Below are 24,237 nucleotides of genomic sequence, written 5' to 3'. Positions count from 1 at the left end.
GATGCCCATGAACTTCACCGATCAGATCGTTCTCGTCACCGGCGGGGCGAGGGGCGTCGGCGCCGCCGTCGTCCGCGCCTTCGCCGCGCAGGGAGCTCGCGTCGTCATCAACTGGCGTGCCAGCGGGGACAAGGCCGAGGCGCTCGCGGCCGAACTCGGCGATCGCGTCATCGCCATACAGGCCGATGTCGCCGACAGGCCGGCTGTCGAAGCCATGATCGCCCGTGCCGAAGCCGCCTTCGGCGCGCCGATCACCACCGTGATCAACAACGCGCTCGATTACAGCTTCAACGGCGACGCCCGCTCGCTTTTGGCCGACATCGGCTGGGCCGAGATGGAGAGCCAGTTCTCGACCGTCGTGCGCGGTGCCCTGAACGTGATCCAGGCGACTGTCCCCGGCATGACCCGCGCGGGCGGCGGCCGGGTGGTGAACATCGGCACCAACCTGTTCCAGAACCCGGTCGTGCCCTATCACGACTACACCGCCGCCAAGGCCGCCCTGCTGTCCCTGACCCGCACGGCGGCGGGCGACCTGGGGCCGATGGGGATCACGGTGAACATGGTTTCGGGCGGTCTGCTTAGGACCACTGATGCCTCAGCCGCGACGCCCGACGCCGTCTTCGACCTGATCGCCGGCATGACGCCCCTGCGCTCGGTCACGACGCCGGAGGAGTTCGCCGACGCCGTCCTGTTTTTCGCCTCGCCTTGGAGCCGGGCCGTGACCGGCCAGAATCTCGTCGTCGATGGAGGGCTTGTTCGGGACTAGAGGATCGAGAAGCTGACGCCGCAGCCGCAGCTGGTCGCCGCGTTCGGATTGCGGATCACGAACTGCGCACCGGCCAGCTCGTCGATCCAGGCGATCTCCGAACCCTTCAGGAAGGGGACGGAGACCGGATCCACCAGCGCCGCCTGACCGTCGGTCTCGATACGCAGGTCATCGGGCTCGCCGGCCTCGACCAGGTCCATCTGGTACTGGAAGCCGGAACAGCCGCCGCCCTCGACCGCGACGCGCAGCAGGACGGGATGACCCTCGGCCTCGCTCAGCTTGGCCAGCCGCCTGGCCGCGCTCTCGGCCAGCACGATGCCCTCGGGCGCGCGCCTGGCGATCTTCAGTTCAAGCGGGGCGGGTTGGACGGAGGTCATGCCCACCTATATGAGACCGGACAGGCCCGTTCGCAAAGGCCGCTCAAGGACTTTTGCGTTTGAGCCAGACCGACGCCCGCGCTCCCTACGCCGAACTGGCCTCGAACTCGCGCGGACGGCTGTTCCCCGAGGCGCCGAGCCGCACCCGCAACGCCTTCGCCCGCGACCGCGACCGGATCATCCATTCAACCGCCTTCCGCCGCCTGAAGGAGAAGACCCAGGTCTTCGTCGCCCACGAAGGCGACCACTTTCGCACCCGCCTGACGCATAGCCTCGAGGTCAGCCAGATCGCCCGCTCACTGGCCCACGCGCTGCGACTGGACGGCGAACTGGCCGAGACCGTCGCCCTGGCGCACGACCTGGGCCATCCGCCCTTCGGCCATGCCGGCGAGGACGAGCTTCAGGCCCAGATGGAGCCGTGGGGCGGCTTCGATCACAACGTCCAGACCTTCCGCGTCGTGACCAAGCTGGAGACCCGCTATCCGGCCTTCGACGGGCTGAACCTCAGCTGGGAGACCGTCGAGGGGGTGGTCAAGCACAACGGTCCGGTCAGCCACATGCTGGATCGGCCGTCCTGGCGCGCCATCGCCGACTACGCCAAGGATTGGGATCTGCGGCTGGACAGCTTCGCGTCGCTCGAAGCCCAGGCCGCCGCCATCGCCGACGACATCGCCTACAACAATCATGACGTCGACGACGGAGTCCAGGCCGGCCTGTTCACCCTGACCGACCTTGCCGATGTGCCGATGATCGGCCCGATCCTGCATCAGACCCGTCGCGACTGGCCCGACCTGAACGAGCGGATGATCCGGCTTGAGGCCGTCCGCCGCATGATCGGGGCTATGATCGACGACGTTCTGTCCGAGACCGAGCGGCGGCTCGCCGATGACGGGATCCAATCGGTGGAGGATGTCCGCACCGCCCGCCGCACCCTGATCCAGTTCTCCGATCCGATGATGGCGGACCTCGGCGTGCTGAGGCGCTTCCTGTTCGAACGGATGTATCGCCACTACCGCGTCAACCGGACCCGCAGTCAGGCCCGCCGCATCCTGGCCGAGATGTTCCAACTGTTCATGGCCGAGCCCGAGGTCATGCCGACCGAGTGGGGCGCGCGCGCCGCAAGCCAGGACCCGCACAAACGGTCGCGCGCCGTCTGCGACTATATCGCCGGCATGACGGACCGCTACGCCGTGTCGGAGCACAGGAAGCTGTTCAACCTCGACGCCGGAATCGATCTGTGATTCGAAAGAAGCGCTGCGGGGGTTAGACTGTCAGGCCGACGCGTCGATTCGCGCACGGACCCCGAGAAGGCGAAGACCATGTCCTACGACGACAACGACAACCGCCCCAGAGATCACGGGCAGAGGGACCGCGGCGCCTATACGCCCCCGACCGATGACGACCTGCCGTTCAAGCGCGGCGGTTTCGACGCGCGTCGCGGCCCGCCCGCCAAGGCCCCGCCGGTCACCCTGATCGTCAGCGCGGGTGTGTTGCTGGTCCTGATCATCGCGGTGGTCCTCTTCTATCGCTCGGGCCTGCGCTCCTCGACCGACGCCCCGCCCGCCGTCGGCACGCCGATCGCCCAGTTGAAGGTCGAAGCTCCGCTGGAGGCTCAACCCGTCGATCCGGAAGCCGGGGTCGGCCTCTACGATCAGGCCGAGGACGCGGCGACGGCGCCCGAGTTCACCGCCCCACCCGAAACCCCGCTGCCTCGCCCCGCGCCACGTCCGATCGAGACCGCCGAGGCCCTGCCGCCCCCGCGTCCCGCGACGCCGGCGCCCGCGCGCCCGACGGCCCCTGTCGCCACGGCCCCGGGGCCGGTCGCAAACGGCGCCGGCGGAGCCGCCGCGGTCCAGATCGGCGCCTTCTCTTCCACGGCCATCGCCGATCGCGAATACGCCTCTGTCGCCGCCCGTTTCCCGCAGTTCGCCCGCAACGCCACCAAGCGGGTCCAGGAAGTGACGGCGTCGAACGGCTCCACCGTCTACCGCACGACCTTCACGGGCCTCAGCCGCGAGGATGCCCGCGCCTTCTGCTCCGCCATCGAGAGCGGCGGCGGCGACTGCCTGGTGCGATAGGGACTTGAGCAACAGCGCCGCCATCTACGGCTGCTCGGGCCCCATCCTGACGGCGGAGGAGCGCGCCTTCTTCGCCGACGTCCGGCCCTGGGGCTTCATCCTGTTCCGTCGGAATGTGGAGAGCCCGGCGCAGGTCCTGAAACTGACCTCAGATCTGCGTGACGCCGTGGGCTGGGACGCGCCGGTGCTGGTCGATCAGGAGGGTGGCAGGGTCCAGCGTCTGGGGCCGCCGCACTGGTCGAAATACCCGCCGGGCGAGGCCTTCCTGAAGGCGACGAACGATCCGCTGGCGGCGCGTGAACTGGCGCGGTTGGGCGGGCGGCTCATGGCCCATGATCTGAAGGCCGTCGGCATCAACATCGATTGCGCGCCCGTGCTCGACGTCCCGACGCCGGGCGCCCACGACATCATCGGCGACCGCGCCTACGCGCAGGATCCGGCGGCGGTGGCCCAGCTGGGCCGGGCGGTGGCGGAAGGGTTGCTGGCCGGCGGCGTCTTGCCGGTGATCAAGCACATGCCGGGCCACGGCCGCGCCTTCGCCGACAGCCACAAGGAGCTGCCGACGGTCCATGCCGGTCTGGATGCGCTCGACCAATGGGACTTCGCGCCGTTCAAGGCCCTGTCCGACATGCCGATCGGGATGACGGCCCACATCGTCTTCACGGCGATCGACAAGAAGCGCCCTGCGACCCAGTCGAAGAAGGCGATCAAGGTCATCCGGGAACAGCTCGGTTTCGGCGGGCTGCTGCTGTCCGACGACCTGTGCATGAACGCCCTCAAGGGGACGCTCACCGAGCGCGCCGAGACGTCGCTGAAGGCCGGCTGCGATCTGGTCATCCACTGGACCGGCGACATGACCGAGATGCGTCAGGTGGCCGAGGGCGTCGGCAAGCTGAAGGGCGGGGCGAAGAAGCGGGCCGAGGCGGCGCTGGCGCGCATCGTCCATACGCCGGAGCCGCTCGACGTGCGTGAGGCGCGGGATCGGTTCGACGCCTTGCTGGGCGGCCGGCTTGATGCGTCGCGAGGTCCTGACGTGGGCGAGGCGCAGGCGTGAACGACGTCCTGTTTTACTTCGTTCTAGGCACAGTCTTTTCTGTGTTCGGCGTAACCTGCTTGTTCAGGGTCCTGCGACCGCTCGGCGACGCCACGGCCGCGAGATGGGGAGCTGCCATCGGCGGAGGTTCGATGCTGGTAGCGTCGGTGTTCTTTGTCGATCCGCCTCTGGCTTATGGGATGGGTGTCGGAAGCCTGATCGGGACGTTCGGTTGGCTATATGTGCTTTTGAAGCGAGCGCGACGTGTCTGAAGCCTTCCAGCCAAACCTGGACTTCACGGCGGCCGAGGAGGTCGATGCGCGCGATGTTCTGGTGGTCGATCTGGAAGGCTACGAGGGGCCGCTGCATGTCCTGCTGGCCCTGGCGCGGACGCAGAAGGTCGATCTGCTTAAGCTGTCGATTACCAAGCTGGCGGAGCAATACCTGGCCTTCGTCCACGAGGCGCGGCGGCGGAACTTCGCCATGGCGGCCGACTATCTCGTGATGGCGTCATGGCTGGCCTATCTGAAGTCGCGGCTGCTGTTGCCCCGGACCGAGAAGGGCAAGGGCGACGAACCGCCGGCGGAGGAGATGGCCGCGGCCCTGGCCTTCCGGCTGCACAAGCTGGAGGCGATGCGGAAGGCGTCCGACGCCCTGCTGGCCCGGCCGCAGCTGAAGCGGGACGTGTTCACCCGCGGCGACCCCCAGGCGACGGTCATCGTCCCGTCGGACCGGATCGACGCCAGCCTGTATGAGCTGATGGCGGCCTATGTCGGCCAGCGTCGGCGGGAGCAGGCGCGGCACTACAATCCGGGCCAGCGGGTCGAGGCCTATGCGCTGGAAGAGGCGCGGGACTGGCTGCGACAGGTCCTGCCCCGGCTGGCCGAGTGGACGCCGCTGGAGCGGGTCGCGCCGGTCCGGGACGGGGAGGGGCCCAGCCAGGCCAGCCTGACCGCCTCGACCCTCTCGGCCAGTCTGGAGCTGGTCAAGGAAGGGGCGATGGATGTGCGCCAGGACCAGGCTTTCGACGCGGTCTGGCTGAAGCGGCGCGGGCAGGGCCAGGCTCTGGAGCTGACGCCGTGACCGATCTGCGATTCGAGCCCGACGACGGCGAGATCGAGCGGCGGGTCGAGGCCCTGCTGTTCGCCGCCGCAGGACCGCTCTCGGCCGCCGACATCGCCCGGAGAATGCCGGAGGGCGCCGACGCGGGGCGGGCCATCGCGGGCCTGCGAGCCCGCTATGAAGGGCGGGGGGTGGAGCTGGTCTGCGTCGCCGACCGGTGGAGCTTCCGGACTGCGGGAGACCTCGGCTTCCTGATGACCGAGGAGCGGGAGGAGCCGCGCCGCCTGTCCAAGGCGGCTCTGGAGACCCTGGCCATCATCGCCTACCACCAGCCGGTCACCCGGGCCGAGATCGAGAGCGTGCGGGGGGTGTCGATCTCCAAGGGCACACTGGATCTGCTGCTGGAGATGGGTTTCGTCCGGCTGAGGGGGCGCAGGCGGACGCCCGGGCGGCCGGTGACCTATGCGACGGCGGACCGGTTCCTGGAGCATTTCGGGCTGGCCAGCCTGTACGATCTGCCCGGCGCAGCGGAGATGAAGGCGGCAGGGCTGTTGGACCTGTCGTTGCCGGTCGGGTTCGAGGTGCCGGATCCGTCGCGGTCCGGACCGGACGAAGAGGACCCGATCGAGGACGGGGACGCGCCGGAGTTCGCCCAGGACTTCGTCAGTGGAGACTGAAGGCCCGCGCGACTCGGGTTGACGTCATTGGGGTGTCTGGCTATACGCACGCCTCCGCCGCCGGGCTTCCGCGCGGCTTTTCTTTTTGTTTTGCCCCTAGCCTGCGCTGAGCAGCGAGCCGCCGAGCGGCGAGCGTCAGCGCCACCAAGGATTTCCGACCATGAAGGTCCGCAGCTCGCTCAAGTCGCTCAAGACCCGTCACCGCGACTGTAAGGTCGTTCGTCGCAAGGGCGTCGTCTTCGTGATCAACAAGACGGACCCGCGCTTCAAGGCGAAGCAGGGCTAAGAGGTTTTCTCCGGCCGTTCGGCGGTCGGCAGAACTACCCACAGGTCGCGGGCTTTAGTCCGCGACCTTTTTCGTGCCCAGCGTTGAGCCAGCCTGTCCGGCATGGTTAGCGTTCCGCTCTTATATATTCGCCTACCCGGAGACCTCCCATGGCCGACGACGCCAACTTCGACGCCAGCTCGGACGTCCTGAACGCCTCGGCTCAAGGCCGCCTGCGCACCATCATCGAGCGGATCGAGCGCCTCGAAGAGGACAAGGCCGCGATCATGGCCGACCAGAAGGAGGTCTTCGCCGAGGCCAAGGGCGAGGGCTACGACGTCAAGATCCTGCGCAAGGTCATCCGCATCCGCAAGCAGGACAAGGCCAAGCGCCAGGAAGAGGACGCGATCCTGGACCTGTATCTGTCGGCGCTCGGCGAGATCTGATCCTGAAGCGGACGCCCATCACGGGCGGTCCGAAGAGCCAACCCCGGAACGAGGGGGGCGGCTCACTCAAGCGCTCGACCGGGCTCAAGCCCGGCTCGGGCTTCCAGAAGAAAGACAAGGCCCCCGTCAGCCCGTTCGAGGCCGAGCGGGAGGCCGCGCGCCGCAAGGCGCTGAACGCCCTCAAGCGCGCCAGGCGGGCCGCCGACAAGGCCGGAATCGCCCTCAGCGACTGGGAGGGCGAGTTCATCGAGGGCGTCTCCGAACGAATCCAGACCTATGGCCGGGCGTTCGGCGACCCGGAGAAGGGCGCGCCGGGCCAGGCGCTGTCTTCCATGCAGGGCCGCAAGCTGAAAGAGATCACGGCCAAGGCCAACGGCGAGGAGCCGAAGCGCCGATGGGGGCGCAAGACGCCGCCGTCAGAGTAGGCCTTTCCAGCTTTGTCACCCTGACGCAAAATTGGGTGACATTACGGACATTACGGACGTTACGACTTTTCGGCGCAAAAAATTATTTGAATTCAATGATCCGGCGGCCGGCTTTTGTCACCCGAGGGATTTCGACGGCCGGGCGCCGAACCGACGGTCCGGCCCAACTCCGTTTTTCAAAGACCCGCTCGACAGGTGGGAGACGACCGCCGTGGGCGCAAGGGCCAAAGGAGAAAAAAATCCTACTTGGCGCAGGTTTTCCTAGAGGCCGCAGTTGGGAGCTCACCACAGGGCGACGAGAGAGAGGATGGCCTTCTCGCCGCCCTGTCACGACGTCTAGAGACTCCGTTCAAAGAAGGTCACGACCTCGCGGTTGAAGACCTCGTGGAATGCCGCGCGATGGAAGCCGGGCGTCGCCGTGCAGATCATGGGTGCGGCCGCGGCGAGTTCAGGTCCGCACGGAGCCAGGAAATCGAAATGGGCGGCGCCTTCGACCGGCCGGTAGTCAGGCAGGACAGGCAGGGCGTCGCGGACGGGTTCGACATAGAAGGGCGCGGGCAGGATCTGATCGTCCCCCGCCTGCCAGAGCAGGATCGGCTGCGTCACACGGGCGAGGCCATCGCGGGTGAAGGTGAACCCCAGCGCGGGGGCGGCCACGACGAGGGCCTTCAGGCGGCTGTCGTGATGCAGGGCTGGTGCGAGGGCGCCGTTCCGGAGGGTTTCCGGGTGCTGGCCGATCAAGCGGCAGTCATAGAAGTCTCTGTTGACGCGGCAGTGGTCGACCAGTCGCGACAGGTCGGGCTCGCCCCCCGCCGTCGCCAGGACCGTGAAGCCGCCGGCCGAGAAGCCGAACGCACCGACGCGGTCCATGTCCACCCCGGCGCGGCCCTCCCATGCCTGGGTCATGTAGTCGATCAGGACCGAGATCTGCCGCGTCCGGCCGCCGAGGTCCGTCGCGCGGCTCTGGTCACGCCAGTTGTCGCCCGTATGGGTCAGGGCGGCGACGACGAAGCCGGCCTTCGCCAGGGCCATCGCCGTGTCGACATGGCTGCGGAAGTCGCCGCCGTTGCCGTGGGACATTACGATGAGGGGGCGTGGCCCCGGCGGCGCGCGATCTGAAACCCAGATCCCGATCTCGATCGCCGGCTGATCGCCGTCGGGCATGGTGAGACGGGACAGAACGACGCCGTCGCGGACCACGGGACCCGGTGCGGCGGCCTGGGACGGGGACGAGAGGGCGGGGGCTGCGGTCACGGCGCTCGCGCCCAGCAGGAGGGCGGCGGTTGCGATCAGGGCGGCGGTCTTCATGTCGGATGCCTCATGGCGATAGGAGATGAGGCTGTGTGAAGCGGGGCGCCGGCACAACGCCAGCGCCGATGGGCGAATGGGCGAACGGGTTCGTGGTCGGGCGAACGGATGCCATTTGCGTCAAGGCTTGCTAGTCCCGAGGGATGATGAGGGGACTGAAAATCACGCGATGGCGGTCGGCCGTTCTGGGCCTCGCCGTGTCGACGGCCATCGGTGCGGCGCTGGGCGTCATCGGACCGTTCGGCAGTTATCTCAGCGGGTCCGCGCCTGTCCGGATCGCCTACTGGGTCGGCTGCCTGTGGGCCGGGTGGCTGTCGTTCGGCGTCGCCTTGCCGATCCTGACGCGCTGGGCCAAGGCGCGGGACATCTCGGCCTGGGTCTGGATGCCGCCGGCGGTGGCGGTGCTGACGCTTCTGCCCGCCAGTCTCAGCCGCCTGCTCGCGGTGCGCATTTGGCCGGTGGTCGAAAGCGTCGGTTACCTGGAATGGTACGGACAGGGGCTGGTGATCAGCACACTGGCCACGGTGGTCATGACGCGCCTCGCGCCCGCCCCGGCCGTGGAGACCTCCAGCCCTCTTTCCGCCGACCCGCGAGAGCGTCTGCCTATCCGGATCGGGCGCGCCGTGCTCTGCCTCCAGGTCGAGGATCACTATGTCCGGGTTCACACCTCCCAGGGGTCGGCGCTGGTCCTGATGTCCCTGTCACAGGCGATGGCGGGCCTGAAAGATATCGAAGGGACGCAGACCCACCGGTCATGGTGGGTGGCCAGGGACGCGGTGGTCGGCGTGGTCGAGGATGGCCGCAACACTCGGCTGCGGCTTGTCGGAGGGCTGGAAGCCCCGGTCTCTCGGGCCCGGGTCGGTGTTCTACGCGACGAGGGCTGGCTGTCTTCCCGCTGATCGTCAGCGGAGGGGACGCTCGGGCGCATGACCCTGGTCGTGCACCACGGCGGCCCCGACGCCCCGACGGTTGTCGGGACGCCGGGTGATCCGGATCAGAACAGGATCTTGCGCAGGCTGATGCGGAAGACGCGGCCTTGCGGGTCCAGGAAGTCGGGCTGGTAGTTCAGCGGGACCGTGCCGGTCGAGGAGGTCACCTCGGTGCGGCTGTCGAACAGGTTCTGAATGCCGAAGTTGACGCGGGTCCCCTTCAGGATCGGGAAGCGCTCGACCCAGGCGGTACGCTGCGACAGATCGGCGAAGGCGTTCAGGTTGACGGTCCACTGGTCGCTGAACTCCAGGTCCGAACCGCCCAGGCCGCCGTCGACGCGGGTGCCCTCGGTCCAGTTGGCGTTCAGGAAGGTCCCGAAGCCGTTGCGGAAGACGCCGGACTGAACCTGAAGCTCGTTCCTGGCCGTGCCGCCGCGCGCGCCGGTGGCGTCGCCGTCCAGCAGATCCAGCGCCGGCAGGTTGTCGCGGATGACGACCTCATCGGTGAAGCGGACGGTGTGATAGACCGACAGATTGAAACGTCCCTGGCCCGGCTGCATGCCGCCGCCGCGTCCGCCGCCACCGCCGGGGCCTCCGCCCACGCGGACCTGACCGCCGCCGCCCGGAGGCGGGCCGCCGGCGGGGCGTCCGCCGCCCATTGTGATCCTGCCGCCGCCGGGAGCGCCCGCCCCCGGCGCCGCCACAGGCGTGGGGGTGCCGAAGGCGCGCGAGAAGTTGAAGCCTGTGCGCAACTCGGCCCGTTCGGTGCGCGCGAAGTTCAGCGGGCGGGCGTCGATGGCGAGCAGATTGCCTGCGGCGTCGCGGGTGAACCGCTCGGGCAGGGCGGCCTCGAGGTCGGCGGTGATGGTCGGGAAGGAAATGACCGCATCCTCGACCACGGTCCGGGTGTAGTTGGAGCTGAAGGAGAGGTCCCGCTCCGACCAGGGGCGCAGGTTGACGCCGAGCGCCAGGACCTGGCGGTTCTCGGGGTCAAGGTTCGGATTGCCGCCGGTGACGCGCGTGATCAGGACCGTCGTGCCGGTGCGGAAGTCGAAAACCGAACTGTTGGGCGTCGAGATGGTCGGGTCGTTCAGCTGCTGGATGGTTGGTGCGCCATCCTCGTTCTTGTAGCTGAGGCTGAAGGACACGGGCTCGATCGGCGACCAGTTGGCGCCGGCGCCGAGGGTGACCAGACCGCCGATGTCGGACGCCTCGTCATAGCCGGCGTTGGCCGTGACGGAGAGGTCGCCGAAGCGGCTGAGCACCTCGTTGCGGCGGCTGGCGATCGGCAGGGAGAAGTTCACCGACCCATAGGCGCGGTCGCGGCCGATGGCCCGTTCGGAGAAGACGCCCGACAGGGTGCTTTCCGAGGTCAGGTCGCGGGTGTCGGCGCCGACCTTCCAGGTCGAATACAGGCCCCCGGCGGCCGCCTGGAACAGGTTGCCCATGAAGACGGCTTCGAGATTGCCGCCGCTGGCCACCGAGTTGGCGGTATCGACCAGACGGGTGAAGCTGGACGGGGCCAGGGCGCCGAAGGGGTTCAGGGTGCCGGCCGTGACGGCGGCCTGGGCGGCCGTCGCGTCGAGGCCCCGGCCCGTCGTGGTGTCGGTCTCGACCCGGTCGTAGGCACCCGACAGGGTCCAGCGCCAGTTCTCGCCGAGGAAGCCGTCCAGGAGCAGGCCGAGGTTGGCGGTGCTGGTGTCGGTGTCGCGCGTCAGGGCGCCGCCGTCGTCGATGAAGCGATAGACGGCGACGTCGCGGCTGAAGGGCGAGCCGTTCCGACCGGCCGGGGCGGTCAGGGTCACACCCGGCAGGCCGCCGTAGGAGAAGCTGGACGCGTCCACCAGGTTCAGGCTGACCGTACCCTTGGTCGTGGAGTTCAGGTCGCGCGCGATCGAGGCGTTCAGGGTGGTGGTGTCGCCGGAGGGCAGCAGGGTGCGGTAGTCGCTGAGATTGCCGGCGCGCGGCGCATCGGCGCCGGCGGCGAACTGGGCGAGCGTGGGATTGGCGACGCCGGGGTTGGCGGCCACGGTCGCGGCCAGCGCCGGGTCGATCTGGGTCCTGTAGGGAATGCCGGCGACGTTGCCGATCAGATCGAAGGGCTGTGAGCCTGGCGAGCGGGTGATGTCCCGCTCGGATTCGAACAGGGCGGTGCTGTGTTCGTGCTCGAGGCTGGCGTTGATGCGAGTGCCGTCGATGATGCTGAAATAGCCGGTCTCGACCTCGGTCGAGTTGCGGCCGCCCTGGGTCGGGGCGCGATTGCTGATCTCGGCGGTCGCCTGGCGGAAGGTGGCCTTCAGGACGATGTTCACCACCCGCTGGTCGGCGGTGTAGCCATAGGTCAGGGCGACCTGCTCGGGCAGGATTTCGGTGCGCTCGATGGCCTCGAACGGGATGTTGCGGATTTCCTGGAAGCCGGAGGTCCGGCGGCCGTTCAGAAGGACGATCGGGCCGCTGGAGCTGCGCGAAGAGCGGGTCAGGGGCTCCAGAGCCTCGAGCAGTTCGGCGATGTTGGAGGCGCCGTAGGCGCGCAGCTGGTCGGCATCCAGCGTCAGGTCGGGCGGGATGTCGCCCTGGACCGCGCCGCGCAGGCGGGCGCCCTCGACGACGATGTCCTCGACCACGTCCGCCTCCCCGGCGGAGGCGCCGGTGGGGATGTCGTCCTGCTCGTCGTCCTGGATCGCTGGCGTGGCCTGGGGCGTCGCCTGGGCGGCCGGCTGCACTGTCTGCGGCGTGGGCGTAGTCTGGATGGCGCCCGAGGCGAGGGCGTAGATCAGGGCAGCGGCGATGGTCATTCAGCAATCCGGAAGAGGCGCGGGGAGACGCCCGTCGGTCCCCGAACGCGCGACGACGCGATCGATCCGACGGCCTGTTTATACGGGCCAGTCTTCACGATCCGTCGCGGCCTGAATGAGGCGGTTTGATGCAACTCCACGTCGCGGCTGAAAACTGTGGTTTTCCGGTCGCAAGGGAGGGCGCGGAAGGCCTATCCCGCTTCCTTTAGCGCGCCTTCCAGACCCTGTTCGCGGACCTTGCGATACAGGGTCGAGCGGCCGATGCCGAGGCGACGGGCGATCTCGGACATATGGCCGGCATAGACCTCGATGGCGTGCTGGATCAGGTCGCGCTCGATGTCTTCCAGCGTGCGCAGATGGCCGCGGTCGTCGAGGATCTTGATCGGCTGGTCCGGCAGGGGCGGCAGGTCGGCGTAGTTCATGATCGCGGCCGAGGGCTGGGCTTCGGTCTCCAGCGGCATGGCGACGCCCGAGATGGCCGGGAAGTCGTGCGGCTGCAGGAAGGGCGCGTCGGCCAGGACGATGGCGCGATAGATGGTGTTCTCCAGCTGGCGGACGTTGCCGGGCCAGTCGAAGGCGGTGAGCAGGGCCAGGGTCTCGGGCGCGGCGCCGGCGATCCGCCTGCCCTCCTCGACGTTGAAGCGGCCGATGAAGTGGTCGATCAGGGCCGGGATGTCCTCGCGGCGTTCGCGCAGGGACGGGGCCTCGATCGGGAAGACGTTCAGGCGATAGAACAGGTCCTCGCGGAACCGGCCTTCGGCCACTGCCGTGGACAGGTCGCGGTTGGTGGCCGAGACGATGCGGACGTCGACCTTGATCGCGCGCTTGGCGCCGACCGGATCGATCTCGCCCTCCTGAAGGGCGCGCAACAGCTTGACCTGCATGTCCAGCGGCAGTTCGCCGATCTCGTCGAGGAACAGGGTGCCGCCGTTGGCCTCCATGAACTTGCCGAGGTGTTTGTCGGAGGCGCCGGTGAAGCTACCCTTCTCGTGGCCGAACAGGATCGACTCGACCAGGTTGGCGGGCAGGGCGCCGCAGTTGACGGCCACGAACGGTTTGCCGGCGCGGTCCGAGGCGCCGTGCAGGGCGCGGGCGATGACTTCCTTGCCCACCCCGCTCTCGCCGGTGATCAGGACCGGGATGGACGACTTGGCGGCGCGGGCGCCGAGCTGTTTGACCATCTGCATCGGGCGGCTGTCGCCGACCAGATCGGCGAAGGTGACGCGGCCGGCGACGTGCTTCTTCAGCCGCCCGACCTCGGCGGTCAGCTGGGTCAGCTGGAGGGCGTTCCTGATGCCGACCAGGATGCGTTCCGGGCTGGCGGGCTTGATGAAGAAGTCCTGGGCGCCGGCCTGCATGGCCTTGACCACGGTCTCGATGCCGCCGTTGGCGGTCAGGACGATCACAGGGGTGGTGACGCCGGCGGTGCGGATCTCGGCCAGGGCCTCCATGCCGCTCATGCCGGGCATGACGAGGTCGAGCAGGACGACGTCGGCGCCGCCGCCCTTGGTCAGGCGATCGATCGCCTCGCCGCCGGATTCGGCGTGGGCGACGATATAGCCTTCGCGATCCAGAACCGCCTGGACGAGGCGGCGCTGGGTCGGATCGTCATCGACCACCAGGACGGTCTTGGCCATGTGCGGACACCCTTGTTCATCACCGATCGGCCGGTCCTCTTGGAAGCGGAACTGGCTCGTTTCGGGACGGTTTTAGGCCCGGCGCGGTGAAGATCGGGTGAGAGGGTGTGGTGTGCGGTGGGTTAACGGGGCGGGCTCAGCATTTCGGATCCGGGACTGCGATGCGTTCCGACGGGACGCCGCTGCCGGTGTCCAGGGCCGGGCGGTAGTTGTCGGCGGCCCTGAGCTTACCCTGACGCAGAAGGTCGCGGGCGTCGACGGCCGGCTGCCCTTCGCAGGTCACGGGCGAATAGAAGCCCTGAGGCCACCAGGTGCCGTATTCGGCGTCCTCGGTGAACAGCGAGATCATGCCGCGCTGGACCAGAAGGACGTCGCCTTGCGGGAAGCCCAGCGAGGGGCCGAGTGCGGCGATGCAGTCGCCTGCGACAAGGCAGGACGCGCGCGCATCGCCGGGGCCGCCCACGATCTGGAAGAAGGGCTCGGGCAGGGCGGGGGCGCCCGGAAGCGTGCCGATGATCGGCTTGACGTCTGCTTCGGCGGGTTCGTCGGTGGTGAAGATTCCAGCCTGCGCCTGCCTGGCCGGGGCGGCGATGGCCGCGTCACTGGATGCGGCGAGACGGGCGAGGGCGGCGCGGCCGGTCTTGCCGCTGCCGTTCTGGAGGAAGGCGTAGTCGAACTTGTCGGCAGCGACCTTGCCGCTGTTCAGGCGGGCGACCTGATCCGCGACCGATAGATGGGCGGGATCGGCTAGCGGCGTGAACAGGGCGAGGATGACGGCGACTTCGAGGACAGCGGTGACGATATTGGTCATCTCCAGCGCCTTCATCCATGGCGAACCCTTGCGGACGAAGGGCACGAGGGCGCCGAGGCCGTAGCCGACGGCATAGGCCAAGCCGACGAGGGCGCAGGCCACGGCGATGATCCGGTCGGGTGTCAGGCCGTGCTGGCCGATGCGCAGAGACAGGCCCCAGAAGGCGATGATGACCAGAGGCGTCAACAGGACCGAGGCGACGCGGACGGCGATGCGCAGGACGACGGGCGGCAGGTTGTCGGGACGGCCATCCTGATAGGCGGCGTTGATGAGGATGATCAGGCCTCCGGCGGCGGCGAGGACGAGGGCGGTCGCGCTGCCGGTCTCCCACAGGCCGTCGAGGCCAGTGAAAGGCAGAGCCGCCAGGAAGCCTCCGACCAGCACCGTCAGGACCAGCAGCAGCCAGGACAGAAGCGTCAGGGCGACGGTGCGCACGCCCCGGATCAGGCCGTCTCGCACGTCGGTCAGGTGGACGGCGGTGGCGAAGGCGAGACCGGTCAGGGGGAAGGAGAACCAGGGCTGTTCGATCAGGTCGCCGAGGAAGCTGAGGCCGATGATGTTGAACAGGGCGGCGCCGAGGAACAGCAGCAACCAGAAGGCGCCGGCGAAGGCGACCGACAGCGCCAGCTGCACGCCCGCCATCCAGGCCGCGTCGAAATAGGCAGGGAAGCTGGCGATCAACCGGCGCTCCCGATCCGCCGGAACGATCAGGTGATGGGCGATGAACAGGGCCGCAGCCGAGAAGGCGAACAGGGGGAATGTGGGCTGGCGGCCGACCTCCTCGACCTGACGGGCGACGTCGTGCCAGGCGAGGAAGGCGAGGGCGGCGGCGGCGGTGACGCCCCATGCGCCCAGCGTCCGCCAGCGCAGCCGACCGACCCCGGCCAGAAGAACCGGCGGCAAGAACAGACCGACTAGCAACAGGGGGGCGAATGTCTCGGGATGAAGCGACGACCAGGTCTCGCCGGTCTCGCCCTGAGTCGTGCGGAACAGAAGGTAGAGGGCGACGCCCTGGACCAGGCCGATGACGAGGCGGATCAGGCCCACGATGCGGTCGTCGTTCCCCTTCAGGTCGGCCCGGCCTGCGTAGGCGTGGTTAGTGTCGGTCATGGCGCGTCTCTCCCGAAGCGTGACCATGAACCGGGGCGCGACGTCGGGGAAGTTCTGTTTCCTGACGGACCGCGCGCGGCCGCCGCGTCCTCAACATCCGTGCACCCCGGCGAAGGCCGGGGTCCAGATGGCGAGCCTGAACGCGGGAACTCGGAGACCGGCGCTCAGCCCCGTTTCTCAGCGTGCGTGATCTGGACCCCGGCCTTCGCCGGGGCGCACGGAGAGAGGGGGGCTCAGGATTGACGGACCGCGCGGGCGAGGTAGCAGCCGCGCGGAGCGAAATGGATGTGCGCCTGTTCGACGGCCGGGTTCTCGAACCACTCGGCCAGCCGGGCGTCGAGGTCGGCGCCGTCGATGACCTGGCCCTCGATCATCATGTTGCGGCGGTCGTAGATGCGAAGCGACAGCGGGCGTTTGTCAGCATCTCAGGGGCTTCGGCGAGCGGTTCCACACGGGCAGCGGCCTCGCGCACGAAGATCGGCCCGGCGGCGCGATAGGGCGAGGTCTCGTCGGTCAGGTGGGCGTGGCTGACCAGGACCAGGGCCTCGCCCGCGTCGGCGTCCCGCAAGCTGACGCGGCAGGGGGCGCGGCCAGGCGCGTCGGCGACCCAGCGACGGGCGCCGACCTCGGCCAGTTCGGCGTCGGTCATGGCGAAATAGGTGGTGAAGGGTTCGATCGGCAGGGCTTCGATGCGCCAAGTCATGGGTCGGTCTCCGTGTTCGCCGGGACAATGCGACGAACGGCGCGGGGCGTCTGGCGGGTTTCGGCCGTTGCGCCACGGGCTCCGCAACCCCACAACGGAAGGCATGAACGCGCCCTTCAAGACCCCCGCCGCCGAACCCCCTCTCTGGGACCTGTCCGATCTCTATGCGTCGCGCGAAGACGCACGGATCGCCGCCGATCTGGAGGCGGCGCAGACGGTGGTCGCCGAGCTGAACGGGCTGCGGGGCCGGTTCGTGGCCGAGCGCGCCGACGCCAGGGCGCTTGGCGCGACGCTGGATCGGGCCATCACCCTCTACGAACAGGCCTCGGAGAAGCTGGGCGCGCTGGGCGCCTACGCCTTCCTCGCGGCCTCGACCAACCGGGCCGATGCCGGCGCGCAGGGGTTCGAGGCCGATCTGCGCGAGAAGATCACCGCCATCGCCACGCCGACCGTCTGGCTGACGCTGGAAATCAACCAGCTCGACGAGGCCGAGATCGAGGCCGCGCTGGCGGCCGATGCGGGTGCCGCGAAATGGCGGCCGTGGCTGCGGCGGGTGCGGGCGATGAAGCCGCATGAGCTGTCGAGCGAACTGGAGACCTTCATCGCCGAACGGATGCCGATCGCGGCCCAGTGGCCCCGGCTGTTCGACGAGACCCTGGCCGCGCTGCGGGTCGAGAGCGGCAAGGAAAGCCTGACGCTGGCCGAGGCGCTGAACCAGCTGTCCGATCCCAAGGAGGCCAAGCGGCAATCGGCGGCCGTCGGGCTGAACACCGCGCTGGCGGCGCGGGTCTCGACCCTGGCGCTGACGCTGAACACTGTCGCGGCCGAGAAGGCGATGGAGGACCGCTGGCGCGGCTTCAAACGCCCCGCCGACAGCCGCCACCTGGCCAATGAGGTCGACGGCGACGCGGTGGACGCGATGGCCGATGCGGTCGCCGCCGCCTATCCGAAGCTGTCGCACCGCTACTACGCGCTGAAGGCCAGGGCGCTGGGCAAGGCGAAGCTGGACCAGTGGGATCGCAATGCTCCGCTGGAGACGACCGCGCCACGCGGGTTCGACTGGGCCCAGGGTCGCGAACTGGTGCTGGAAAGCTTCGGCGATCTGGGCGGCGAGTTCGCCGAACGCGCCGGGCGATTCTTCGACAAGCCGTGGATCGACGGACGGGCGCGGGCCGGGAAACAGTCGGGCGCCTATGCCCACCCCGTGACGGCCGATCGCCACCCCTATGTCTTCCTGAACTGGATGGGCGAGCGACGGGACGTGCTGACCCTGGCGCACGAGCTGGGGCATGGTGTGCACCAGACCCTGGCGGCCGAGAAGGGCACGCTGCTGGCCGATACGCCGCTGACCCTGGCCGAGACGGCGTCTATCTTCGCAGAGGGACTGACGTTCGACCGGCTGCTGGCGACGGCGCCCAAGGCTGAGCAGAAGGGCCTGCTGGCCGGGCGGATCGAGGACGGGCTGAACACCGTGGTGCGCCAGATCGCCTTCCACCGGTTCGAGACCCGGTTCCACGACGAGCGGGCCAAGGGCGAGGTCTCCGCCGACCGGCTGGGCGAACTGTTCCTGGAGGAGATGGGCGCTTCGCTCGGTCCGGCCGTGACGCTGAACCCCGGCTATGAGGCCTGGTGGAGCTATGTCAGCCACTTCGTCCATTCGCCCTTCTATGTGTACGCCTATTCGTTCGGCGACCTCCTGGTGGCGGCCCTGATGGAGACGCGGCGGGCCGATCCGGACGGGTTTGCGCCGCTGTATCGCGAGCTGCTCGCGGCCGGCGGGACGAAGACCTACGTCGAGGCGCTGGAGCCGTTCGGCCTCGACCCGCGCGATCCGGCCTTCTGGACCATCGGCACGAAGCGGCTGGAGCGGCTGATCGATCAGTTCGAGGCGCTGGGTTGAAATTGTAAATACAAAAATGTAAATACAACGGGGCGCGGATGAAGTTTGACTGGGATCCGGAGAAGGCGCGAAGCAATCTGGCGAAGCATGGTGTCGCGTTCGACGTTGCGATCAAGGTGTTCGAAGACGGCGAAGCCCTTTTCGTGCCCGATCGGATCGTGGATGGCGAGTTGCGATGGAGAACGGTGGGCCGGGTTGGCTTCACCACGATCCTTTTTGTCGGACACACCTGGGTGGACGACGATGGCGAGGTTTTTGTCAGAGTGATCACGGCCCGAAAGGCGAGCAGACATGAAATCCTGGGATATGAAACCGGCGACGAGAGATATCTCCGCTGAACTTGCTGCGATCGACGCGATCCGTGATGAGGACATCGACTTCAGCGATGCACCGGAGATCACGGATTGGACCGGTGCGGTCCGCGGCAAGTTCTATCGCCCCGAAAAGCAGACCGTGACCATCCGTCTCGACGCCGACGTCGTCGCCTGGTTCAAGGGCGCGGAGCCGAAATACCAGACCGCCGTCAACCGGGTGCTGCGCGAGTATATGCTGTCGCACGTCAAGTCGCCTGATCCCGCTTGAGCCCGCCCCCCGCATCGCTATAAGACCGCCCAAACGCCCCTTCGACGGACGCAAGACCATGGCCGACCCTCACGCCCCGACCGAACACGCCGATCATGACGCGGACGCCTATGTCCACGGCACGATGACGATCGAGGAACAGACCTCGACCTATGCGCTGTTCATGAACATGGCCAAGTGGGGTTCGCTGGCCATCGCGGCCCTGCTGCTGTTCCTGGTGCTGTGGTTCCAGCCGGGCGGCAATCTGATGCTGGGCCTGATCGGCGGCGTGGTGCTGTTCGTGGCCGGCTTCGTCTTCCTGAAGAGCGGCAAAAGCCACTAAAAGGCGGCAATCCCGACGCCGGTTCGTGCTCGCGGATTGCGCGCGAGCGGCGATGGCGGGCGAGATTTTGCGCTCATCGTGCCGAATTTGATGGCGAAATGCACGCTCGTGCTTTGACGCATCCGCATCCCTACGCCTAACGTTGTCCCAACAACGACGGATGGGGAGATTCGCGTGGGCCTGACGATCGCCGTGACCCGTGAACGCCGCGAAGGGGAAACCCGCTGCGCCGTCACGCCCGAGACCGTGAAGAAATTCGTCGGCCTGGGCGCGATCGTCGTGGTCGAGGCGGGCACAGGGCTCGGCTCGTCCATTCCCGACAGCGAATACGTCGATGCCGGCGCGGCGGTGAAGCCGGACACGCGCGCGGTGCTGGACGGCGCCGACCTGGTCCTGAAGGTGCGCGGGCCGACGGCGCAGGAGATCAGCGCGATGAAGCCGGGCGCGATCGTCGTCGCCCTGCTCGACGCCTATCGCGAGAAGGACACGGTCGCGGCCATGGCCGGGGCCAATGTCACTGCCTTCGCCATGGAGTTCGTGCCCCGGATCACGCGGGCCCAGGTCATGGACGCCCTGTCGTCCCAGGCCAACCTGGCCGGCTATCGCGCCGTGATCGAAGGGGCCTATGCCTATGGCAAGGGCTTCCCGATGATGATGACGGCGGCGGGCACGGTCGCCCCGGCCAAGGTCTTCATCATGGGCGTCGGCGTCGCGGGGCTTCAGGCCATCGCCACGGCCCGGCGTCTCGGCGCGGTGGTCACGGCCACCGACGTGCGTCCGGCGACCAAGGAACAGGTCGAAAGCCTCGGCGCCAAGTTCCTGGCTGTCGAGGACGAGGAGTTCAAGAACGCCCAGACCGCCGGCGGCTACGCCAAGGCGATGTCGGCGGAATACCAGGCCAAGCAGGCGGCTCTGACCGGCGAACACATCAAGAAACAAGACATCGTCATCACCACCGCCCTGATCCCCGGCCGCGCGGCGCCGGTCCTGGTCAGCGCCGAACAGGTGGCCTCGATGAAACCGGGCAGCGTGCTGATCGACCTGGCCGTCGAGGCGGGCGGCAATGTCGCGGGCTCGAAGCCGGGTGAGGTGGTGACGACGGCGAACGGCGTGAGCATCGTCGGCTACACCAACCTGCCGGGCCGGATTCCGTCGGACGCGTCGTCACTGTACGCCAAGAACCTGGTCGCGTTCGCCGGGCTGCTGATCAAGGACGGGGCGCTGGCGATCGATCTGGAGGACGAAATCCTCAAGGCGTCGGTGGTCACCAACGGCGGGGCCGTGGTGCATGAAGGAGTCAAAGGCTGATGGAACACGTCGATCCCACCGTCTTTCGCCTGGCCATCTTCGTGCTGGCGATCTTCGTCGGCTACTATGTCGTCTGGTCGGTGACGCCGGCCCTGCACACGCCCTTGATGGCCGTGACCAACGCCATCTCCAGCGTCATCATCGTCGGCGGCCTGATCGCGGCGGCGGCCGTGTCGGGCGAGGCGACGGGGCCGAACGCCTGGATCGCCAAGGGCGCGGGCGTGGCGGCCGTGACCCTGGCCAGCGTCAACATCTTCGGCGGCTTCATGGTCACGCGACGGATGCTGGCCATGTACAAGAAGAAGGAACGGCCCGCGAAGCCCGCAGAGGCGGCCAAGGCCTGATCGCATGACGACGGAGAACGTCATATTCATGCTGGCGATCCCGATCGGGATCATGGGCATCATCGCCTTCGTGCTGCTCGCCGGGCCAGTGCGGCCTCAACTCCGGCGTCGCCTCGAGTGGGGAATGATCGGCGTCTTCTATCCTGGAATGGCGCTCTATTTCGCCTGGCGCACCGTCCAATTGGTCGTGGAAGCCGAGGACTGGATCAGCATCGCCTTGAGCGCAGCCCTGGCATGCTTGATGGTCTGGCAAGGCGTTGTCATGGTGCGCAAGCACATCCGCGCCGACGGGACGCGCACCTGATGGAGGCGCTGAACCTCGCCCCCGCCAGCATCGCCTGGACCGGTTCGTGGATCGCCACGGGCATCGGCCTGGGCCTATGGATCTGGAGCTGGTTCGGCGAGAAGAATCCGATCCAGAAGCTGCGCCTGCGCGACTGCGGCGTTGTGCTGCTGTTCTCCGGCATCCTGACGCGGGTGGTGATCCAGGAGCGGCCGATGATGGCCGTGGACTGGGCCATGGTCTTCCTGGGCCCTCTGTTCATCGCCGCCGCGCTGTGGCGACTGGCGCGCACGGCAAAGGGCGCCGGGGCGGACGGCCTGTGATGCGCGCGCCTGTGATGCGCGCGCCTGTGATGCGCGCGCTCGCCATCTCCCTGGCCCTGTTCGGCGCGGCCGCCGGTCCTGCCGCAGCTCAGACTCATGTTGCCGACGTCGAGGGCGGACTGCACTGGTCCGTCGCCGCGCCCCAGGGCGCCAGTTGGTCGCTGGTCTGTCGCTTCGCCCCCGTCACCTATGTGGCCAGCACCTTCGAGCAGAACCGCTGGACCAACAAGATCGCGACGACCGGGACCGGGGCCGCGCGCGGGCGCCTGCCGCAACAGGACGGCCGCTGCACGGTGACCAAGACGGGCGGGCCGGGGCCGGTCGGCGTCGCCATGGTGCGCGGCGAAGAGATTCAGGCCGCAGGCACCAACGACCCGGCCCGTCCGGCGGCGGTGGGCTTCCTGTGATGACACGAACGACGAAGACGATTTCGGGGGAAACGACATGAACGCATCCATCGCGGCGCTGGCCTATCTGGCGTCGGGCGTCCTGTTCATCCTGTCGCTGCGCGGCCTGTCGAGCCCGGAGACGAGCCGTCAGGGCAACACCTTCGGCATGGTCGGGATGGCCCTGGCGGTCGGGATCACCCTCCTGACCCTCGGAACGTCGGGCGCTCTGGATCCGGTGACCCTGGCGCTGCTGGCCGGCGGCGTCATCGTGGGCGGCGGCGGCGGGGCTTTGATCGCCAAGCGCGTCGCCATGACCGACATGCCGCAGCTGGTCGCGGCCTTCCACAGCCTCGTCGGCATGGCCGCCTGCCTGGTCGCCATCGGGGCGGTCTATGCGCCCGAGGCCTTCGGCATCCTCAACGCCGATGGCGTGGGCATCAAGACGCTGTCGATCGTCGAGCTGTCGCTCGGCGTCGCCATCGGGGCCATCACCTTCACCGGCTCGGTGATCGCCTTCGCCAAGCTGAACGGCAACATGTCGGGGGCACCGATCCTCCTACCCGCGCGGCACCTGATCAACATCGGTCTGGCGCTGGGGCTGGTCTTCCTGATCGGCATCCTGATCGGGACGGGCGGCACGGCGATCTGGGCCTTCTGGGGCGTGTTCGCCATCAGCCTGATCCTGGGCGCGACCCTGATCATACCCATCGGCGGGGCGGACATGCCCGTCGTGGTGTCGATGCTGAACTCCTACTCCGGCTGGGCCGCGGCGGCGCTGGGCTTCACGCTCGAGAACATCGCCCTGATCATCACCGGCGCCCTGGTCGGGTCCTCCGGCGCGATCCTCAGCTACATCATGTGCAAGGGCATGAACCGCAGCTTCATCTCGGTGATCCTGGGCGGCTTCGGCGGCGATGCCGGACCGGCGGGCGAGGCGCGCGTCGAGACGCGGCCGGTCAAGCAGGGCTCGGCCGACGACGCCGCCTTCATCCTCAAGAACGCGTCCAAGGTCATCATCGTGCCCGGCTACGGCATGGCCGTGGCCCAGGCCCAGCATGCCCTGCGCGAGATGGCCGACAAGCTGAAGGAGGAGGGCGTCGAGGTAAAATATGCCATCCACCCCGTCGCCGGCCGCATGCCGGGCCACATGAACGTCCTGCTGGCCGAGGCCAACGTCCCCTATGACGAGGTGTTCGAGCTGGAGGACATCAACGCCGAGTTCGCCACCGCCGACGTCGCCTTCGTCATCGGCGCCAACGACGTGACCAACCCGGCGGCCAAGACCGATCCGACGAGCGCCATCTACGGCATGCCGATCCTGGACGTGGAGAAGGCCGGCACCGTCCTGTTCATCAAACGCGGCATGGCGGCGGGTTACGCGGGCGTCGAGAACGAACTGTTCTTCCGCGACAACACGATGATGCTGTTCGCCGACGCCAAGAAGATGGTCGAGGGGATCGTGAAGGGGCTGTGAGGCCTCCCGACCGACGTCAGTAGCCGTAGCGGCTGAAGAAGGAGAAGGCCTTGCGGCTGGTGGGCCACTCGGGGGTTTCGCCTTCGATCGCGGGCAAGTCCCATAGGTTGGGCGCGCCCGGAGGCAGGGCGAGGACGCTGTAGTCGCCCTTGTTTGGCGGCGTCTGACTGCTGTGCTTCAGCGGCTGGGCCATGACGAACGGCGAGTACAGCCAATGCGGGCTGTAGCCGGCGTTTCGCATCGTCGTGATCGTCGCGCGGCTGGCGGGCTTGTTCATATGAGATATCTCGATCAGCCAGACAGGCTTCGTCTCGGCCAGGGTCCCGTCGGCTCCCTTTAGAACTTCGGCCTCGAAGCCCTCGACGTCGATCTTGATGAAGGCCGTGTCCGACGGGACCAGTTCGTCGAGCGGCAGCATCAGGGTCGCCTGAGCTGTCTCGTCGGTCGCCTGGCTGACGGCCAGGGTCCCGAAATTGCCGGCTGCGTTCAAAGGGGCGCTGGGAAAGTCGATGATGCCGCGTCCCGAGCCTGCGGCCGCGTTCAGGACCTGGACGTTGTGCAGACGGTTTCCGAAGGCGTTGGCGGACAGGATCTGGGCCAGGCCGCGGTGCGCCTCGATCGCCAGCACGGGCCGATCGGGGTGTCGCTTTGCAACCGGCAGGCAGACCGCTCCGATGTTGGCGCCGACATCGACGAGCCCGCCATTGCCGACGGCGAGATACTCGCTGATCAGATCGCTTTCGGCTCGGGCGAACTCGCCGAAACCCTTCAGCGAAGCGCCGACGGCGGTGTCACGCTCTGGAAAGATGAAGTCGAGGCCATAGGCCCGCGTGGCGTCCAGCACAGCGAAGTCTCCCGTGTCCGGCAGCGCTAACGACAGGCCGCGTCGC

General features: G+C 68.2%; 26 protein-coding genes and 1 pseudogene. 20 read left to right on the top strand and 7 right to left on the bottom strand.

The features are described 5' to 3' along the window. The first annotated feature begins 7 nt into the window (after window positions 1-7). Window positions 8-766: a 3-oxoacyl-ACP reductase gene (locus tag ACW171_RS08655; protein ID WP_492092770.1), complete on the top strand. Its 759-nt coding sequence runs from the start codon at window positions 8-10 to the stop codon at window positions 764-766. Here the strand turns inward: ACW171_RS08655 and erpA are convergent. Further along, window positions 763-1,143: an iron-sulfur cluster insertion protein ErpA gene (gene erpA / locus ACW171_RS08650; protein WP_492092769.1), complete on the bottom strand. Its 381-nt coding sequence runs from the start codon at window positions 1,141-1,143 to the stop codon at window positions 763-765. The genes ACW171_RS08655 and erpA overlap by 4 nt on opposite strands. Before the next feature lie 59 nt (window positions 1,144-1,202). On the opposite strand from erpA, the gene ACW171_RS08645 reads away from it, so the two are divergent. The 8 genes from ACW171_RS08645 (at window position 1,203) to ACW171_RS08610 (ending at window position 7,129) form a co-directional block, all read left to right on the top strand. Then, entirely contained in the window at window positions 1,203-2,384 is a 1,182-nt protein-coding gene (locus ACW171_RS08645) for a deoxyguanosinetriphosphate triphosphohydrolase (protein ID WP_492092768.1), read from the top strand. Between the two features lie 78 nt (window positions 2,385-2,462). Next, entirely contained in the window at window positions 2,463-3,221 is a 759-nt protein-coding gene (locus ACW171_RS08640) for an SPOR domain-containing protein (protein ID WP_492092767.1), read from the top strand. A 4-nt stretch (window positions 3,222-3,225) separates the two neighbouring features. Further along, window positions 3,226-4,275: a beta-N-acetylhexosaminidase gene (gene nagZ, locus ACW171_RS08635; RefSeq protein WP_492092766.1), complete on the top strand. Its 1,050-nt coding sequence runs from the start codon at window positions 3,226-3,228 to the stop codon at window positions 4,273-4,275. Window positions 4,276-4,518: 243 nt separating this feature from the next. Beyond that, window positions 4,519-5,337: a segregation and condensation protein A gene (locus ACW171_RS08630; protein ID WP_492092765.1), complete on the top strand. Its 819-nt coding sequence runs from the start codon at window positions 4,519-4,521 to the stop codon at window positions 5,335-5,337. Beyond that, the gene (gene scpB, locus ACW171_RS08625; protein WP_492092764.1) at window positions 5,334-5,993 is read left to right on the top strand and encodes an SMC-Scp complex subunit ScpB; all 660 of its coding nucleotides are present in this window, start codon (window positions 5,334-5,336) and stop codon (window positions 5,991-5,993) included. The genes ACW171_RS08630 and scpB overlap by 4 nt, the downstream gene beginning before the upstream one ends. A gap of 160 nt (window positions 5,994-6,153) precedes the next feature. After that, a complete protein-coding gene (gene ykgO, locus ACW171_RS08620) occupies window positions 6,154-6,279 on the top strand; it encodes a type B 50S ribosomal protein L36 (RefSeq protein ID WP_008263184.1) in 126 nt (41 codons plus the stop codon). Window positions 6,280-6,428: 149 nt separating this feature from the next. Beyond that, on the top strand, window positions 6,429-6,704 hold the full coding sequence (gapR, locus tag ACW171_RS08615) for a nucleoid-associated protein GapR (protein WP_492092763.1): 276 nt from the start codon (window positions 6,429-6,431) through the stop codon (window positions 6,702-6,704). A gap of 170 nt (window positions 6,705-6,874) precedes the next feature. Further along, window positions 6,875-7,129, top strand: a complete 255-nt coding sequence (locus ACW171_RS08610) for a hypothetical protein (RefSeq protein ID WP_492096609.1) — start codon at window positions 6,875-6,877, stop codon at window positions 7,127-7,129. 336 nt (window positions 7,130-7,465) lie between these two features. On the opposite strand, the gene ACW171_RS08605 is transcribed toward ACW171_RS08610, so the two are convergent. Then, window positions 7,466-8,437, bottom strand: a complete 972-nt coding sequence (locus ACW171_RS08605; protein ID WP_492092762.1) for an alpha/beta hydrolase family protein — start codon at window positions 8,435-8,437, stop codon at window positions 7,466-7,468. A 146-nt stretch (window positions 8,438-8,583) separates the two neighbouring features. Here ACW171_RS08605 and ACW171_RS08600 point away from each other — a divergent pair, with 146 nt between their 5' ends. After that, the gene (locus tag ACW171_RS08600; protein ID WP_492092761.1) at window positions 8,584-9,336 is read left to right on the top strand and encodes a LytTR family DNA-binding domain-containing protein; all 753 of its coding nucleotides are present in this window, start codon (window positions 8,584-8,586) and stop codon (window positions 9,334-9,336) included. A gap of 95 nt (window positions 9,337-9,431) precedes the next feature. On the opposite strand, the gene ACW171_RS08595 is transcribed toward ACW171_RS08600, so the two are convergent. The 4 genes and pseudogenes from ACW171_RS08595 to ACW171_RS08580 form a co-directional block, all read right to left on the bottom strand. Further along, window positions 9,432-12,161 (bottom strand): TonB-dependent receptor, encoded by a 2,730-nt coding sequence (locus tag ACW171_RS08595; RefSeq protein ID WP_492092760.1) that lies wholly within the window; start codon window positions 12,159-12,161, stop codon window positions 9,432-9,434. Window positions 12,162-12,352: 191 nt separating this feature from the next. After that, complete coding sequence (locus tag ACW171_RS08590) at window positions 12,353-13,798, bottom strand: sigma-54-dependent transcriptional regulator (protein WP_492092759.1); 1,446 nt, start codon at window positions 13,796-13,798, stop codon at window positions 12,353-12,355. Window positions 13,799-13,934: 136 nt separating this feature from the next. Next, window positions 13,935-15,719, bottom strand: coding sequence for a DUF4153 domain-containing protein (locus ACW171_RS08585; protein WP_492092758.1), 1,785 nt, complete (start codon window positions 15,717-15,719; stop codon window positions 13,935-13,937). Between the two features lie 233 nt (window positions 15,720-15,952). After that, a pseudogene (locus ACW171_RS08580) lies at window positions 15,953-16,368 on the bottom strand (DUF1203 domain-containing protein). Between the two features lie 157 nt (window positions 16,369-16,525). Between ACW171_RS08580 and ACW171_RS08575 the strand changes: the two are divergent. The 10 genes from ACW171_RS08575 to ACW171_RS08530 all read left to right on the top strand — a co-directional run bounded on the left by ACW171_RS08575 (window position 16,526) and on the right by ACW171_RS08530 (window position 23,347). Then, window positions 16,526-18,322: a M3 family oligoendopeptidase gene (locus ACW171_RS08575; RefSeq protein ID WP_492092757.1), complete on the top strand. Its 1,797-nt coding sequence runs from the start codon at window positions 16,526-16,528 to the stop codon at window positions 18,320-18,322. Between the two features lie 38 nt (window positions 18,323-18,360). Beyond that, the gene (locus ACW171_RS08570; RefSeq protein ID WP_492092756.1) at window positions 18,361-18,660 is read left to right on the top strand and encodes a BrnT family toxin; all 300 of its coding nucleotides are present in this window, start codon (window positions 18,361-18,363) and stop codon (window positions 18,658-18,660) included. Next, window positions 18,614-18,904, top strand: coding sequence for a BrnA antitoxin family protein (locus tag ACW171_RS08565; RefSeq protein WP_492092755.1), 291 nt, complete (start codon window positions 18,614-18,616; stop codon window positions 18,902-18,904). The genes ACW171_RS08570 and ACW171_RS08565 overlap by 47 nt, the downstream gene beginning before the upstream one ends. 58 nt (window positions 18,905-18,962) lie before the next feature. Then, window positions 18,963-19,226: an aa3-type cytochrome c oxidase subunit IV gene (locus ACW171_RS08560; protein WP_492092754.1), complete on the top strand. Its 264-nt coding sequence runs from the start codon at window positions 18,963-18,965 to the stop codon at window positions 19,224-19,226. Window positions 19,227-19,400: 174 nt separating this feature from the next. Continuing rightward, window positions 19,401-20,534 (top strand): Re/Si-specific NAD(P)(+) transhydrogenase subunit alpha, encoded by a 1,134-nt coding sequence (locus tag ACW171_RS08555; protein WP_492092753.1) that lies wholly within the window; start codon window positions 19,401-19,403, stop codon window positions 20,532-20,534. Continuing rightward, complete coding sequence (locus tag ACW171_RS08550) at window positions 20,534-20,878, top strand: NAD(P) transhydrogenase subunit alpha part 2 (protein ID WP_298160825.1); 345 nt, start codon at window positions 20,534-20,536, stop codon at window positions 20,876-20,878. Before ACW171_RS08555 ends, ACW171_RS08550 begins: the two co-directional genes overlap by 1 nt. A gap of 4 nt (window positions 20,879-20,882) precedes the next feature. Beyond that, window positions 20,883-21,182, top strand: a complete 300-nt coding sequence (locus ACW171_RS08545; protein ID WP_492092752.1) for a hypothetical protein — start codon at window positions 20,883-20,885, stop codon at window positions 21,180-21,182. After that, window positions 21,182-21,484 carry a hypothetical protein gene (locus ACW171_RS08540; RefSeq protein ID WP_492092751.1) on the top strand — a complete coding sequence of 101 codons (303 nt, stop codon included), beginning with the start codon at window positions 21,182-21,184 and terminating at the stop codon, window positions 21,482-21,484. The genes ACW171_RS08545 and ACW171_RS08540 overlap by 1 nt, the downstream gene beginning before the upstream one ends. Next, on the top strand, window positions 21,484-21,891 hold the full coding sequence (locus tag ACW171_RS08535) for a hypothetical protein (RefSeq protein WP_492092750.1): 408 nt from the start codon (window positions 21,484-21,486) through the stop codon (window positions 21,889-21,891). The genes ACW171_RS08540 and ACW171_RS08535 overlap by 1 nt, the downstream gene beginning before the upstream one ends. A 37-nt stretch (window positions 21,892-21,928) precedes the next feature. Then, window positions 21,929-23,347 (top strand): NAD(P)(+) transhydrogenase (Re/Si-specific) subunit beta, encoded by a 1,419-nt coding sequence (locus ACW171_RS08530; RefSeq protein ID WP_492092749.1) that lies wholly within the window; start codon window positions 21,929-21,931, stop codon window positions 23,345-23,347. Window positions 23,348-23,363: 16 nt separating this feature from the next. Here ACW171_RS08530 and ACW171_RS08525 read toward each other — a convergent pair whose 3' ends face one another. Then, the gene (locus tag ACW171_RS08525) at window positions 23,364-24,191 is read right to left on the bottom strand and encodes an FkbM family methyltransferase (protein WP_492092748.1); all 828 of its coding nucleotides are present in this window, start codon (window positions 24,189-24,191) and stop codon (window positions 23,364-23,366) included. Between the last annotated feature and the right edge of the window lie 46 nt (window positions 24,192-24,237).

The organism is Brevundimonas sp. FV1ye28 (assembly GCF_058681135.1).
Note: the sequence above shows the minus strand (reverse complement) of the source record. Positions and strands in the feature narration are given on the sequence as shown.

What these genes read in the sequence shown, in the direction of transcription:
- ACW171_RS08655 (WP_492092770.1), top strand. Translation starts at nt 8, where the DNA reads ATGAACTTCACCGATCAGATCGTTCTCGTCACCGGCGGGGCGAGGGGC.
- erpA (WP_492092769.1), bottom strand. Translation starts at nt 1,143, where the DNA reads ATGACCTCCGTCCAACCCGCCCCGCTTGAACTGAAGATCGCCAGGCGC.
- ACW171_RS08640 (WP_492092767.1), top strand. Translation starts at nt 2,463, where the DNA reads ATGTCCTACGACGACAACGACAACCGCCCCAGAGATCACGGGCAGAGG.
- ykgO (WP_008263184.1), top strand. Translation starts at nt 6,154, where the DNA reads ATGAAGGTCCGCAGCTCGCTCAAGTCGCTCAAGACCCGTCACCGCGAC.
- gapR (WP_492092763.1), top strand. Translation starts at nt 6,429, where the DNA reads ATGGCCGACGACGCCAACTTCGACGCCAGCTCGGACGTCCTGAACGCC.
- ACW171_RS08605 (WP_492092762.1), bottom strand. Translation starts at nt 8,437, where the DNA reads ATGAAGACCGCCGCCCTGATCGCAACCGCCGCCCTCCTGCTGGGCGCG.
- ACW171_RS08600 (WP_492092761.1), top strand. Translation starts at nt 8,584, where the DNA reads ATGAGGGGACTGAAAATCACGCGATGGCGGTCGGCCGTTCTGGGCCTC.
- ACW171_RS08595 (WP_492092760.1), bottom strand. Translation starts at nt 12,161, where the DNA reads ATGACCATCGCCGCTGCCCTGATCTACGCCCTCGCCTCGGGCGCCATC.
- ACW171_RS08590 (WP_492092759.1), bottom strand. Translation starts at nt 13,798, where the DNA reads ATGGCCAAGACCGTCCTGGTGGTCGATGACGATCCGACCCAGCGCCGC.
- ACW171_RS08585 (WP_492092758.1), bottom strand. Translation starts at nt 15,719, where the DNA reads ATGACCGACACTAACCACGCCTACGCAGGCCGGGCCGACCTGAAGGGG.
- ACW171_RS08575 (WP_492092757.1), top strand. Translation starts at nt 16,526, where the DNA reads ATGAACGCGCCCTTCAAGACCCCCGCCGCCGAACCCCCTCTCTGGGAC.
- ACW171_RS08570 (WP_492092756.1), top strand. Translation starts at nt 18,361, where the DNA reads ATGAAGTTTGACTGGGATCCGGAGAAGGCGCGAAGCAATCTGGCGAAG.
- ACW171_RS08565 (WP_492092755.1), top strand. Translation starts at nt 18,614, where the DNA reads ATGAAATCCTGGGATATGAAACCGGCGACGAGAGATATCTCCGCTGAA.
- ACW171_RS08560 (WP_492092754.1), top strand. Translation starts at nt 18,963, where the DNA reads ATGGCCGACCCTCACGCCCCGACCGAACACGCCGATCATGACGCGGAC.
- ACW171_RS08550 (WP_298160825.1), top strand. Translation starts at nt 20,534, where the DNA reads ATGGAACACGTCGATCCCACCGTCTTTCGCCTGGCCATCTTCGTGCTG.
- ACW171_RS08545 (WP_492092752.1), top strand. Translation starts at nt 20,883, where the DNA reads ATGACGACGGAGAACGTCATATTCATGCTGGCGATCCCGATCGGGATC.
- ACW171_RS08540 (WP_492092751.1), top strand. Translation starts at nt 21,182, where the DNA reads ATGGAGGCGCTGAACCTCGCCCCCGCCAGCATCGCCTGGACCGGTTCG.
- ACW171_RS08535 (WP_492092750.1), top strand. Translation starts at nt 21,484, where the DNA reads ATGCGCGCGCCTGTGATGCGCGCGCCTGTGATGCGCGCGCTCGCCATC.
- ACW171_RS08530 (WP_492092749.1), top strand. Translation starts at nt 21,929, where the DNA reads ATGAACGCATCCATCGCGGCGCTGGCCTATCTGGCGTCGGGCGTCCTG.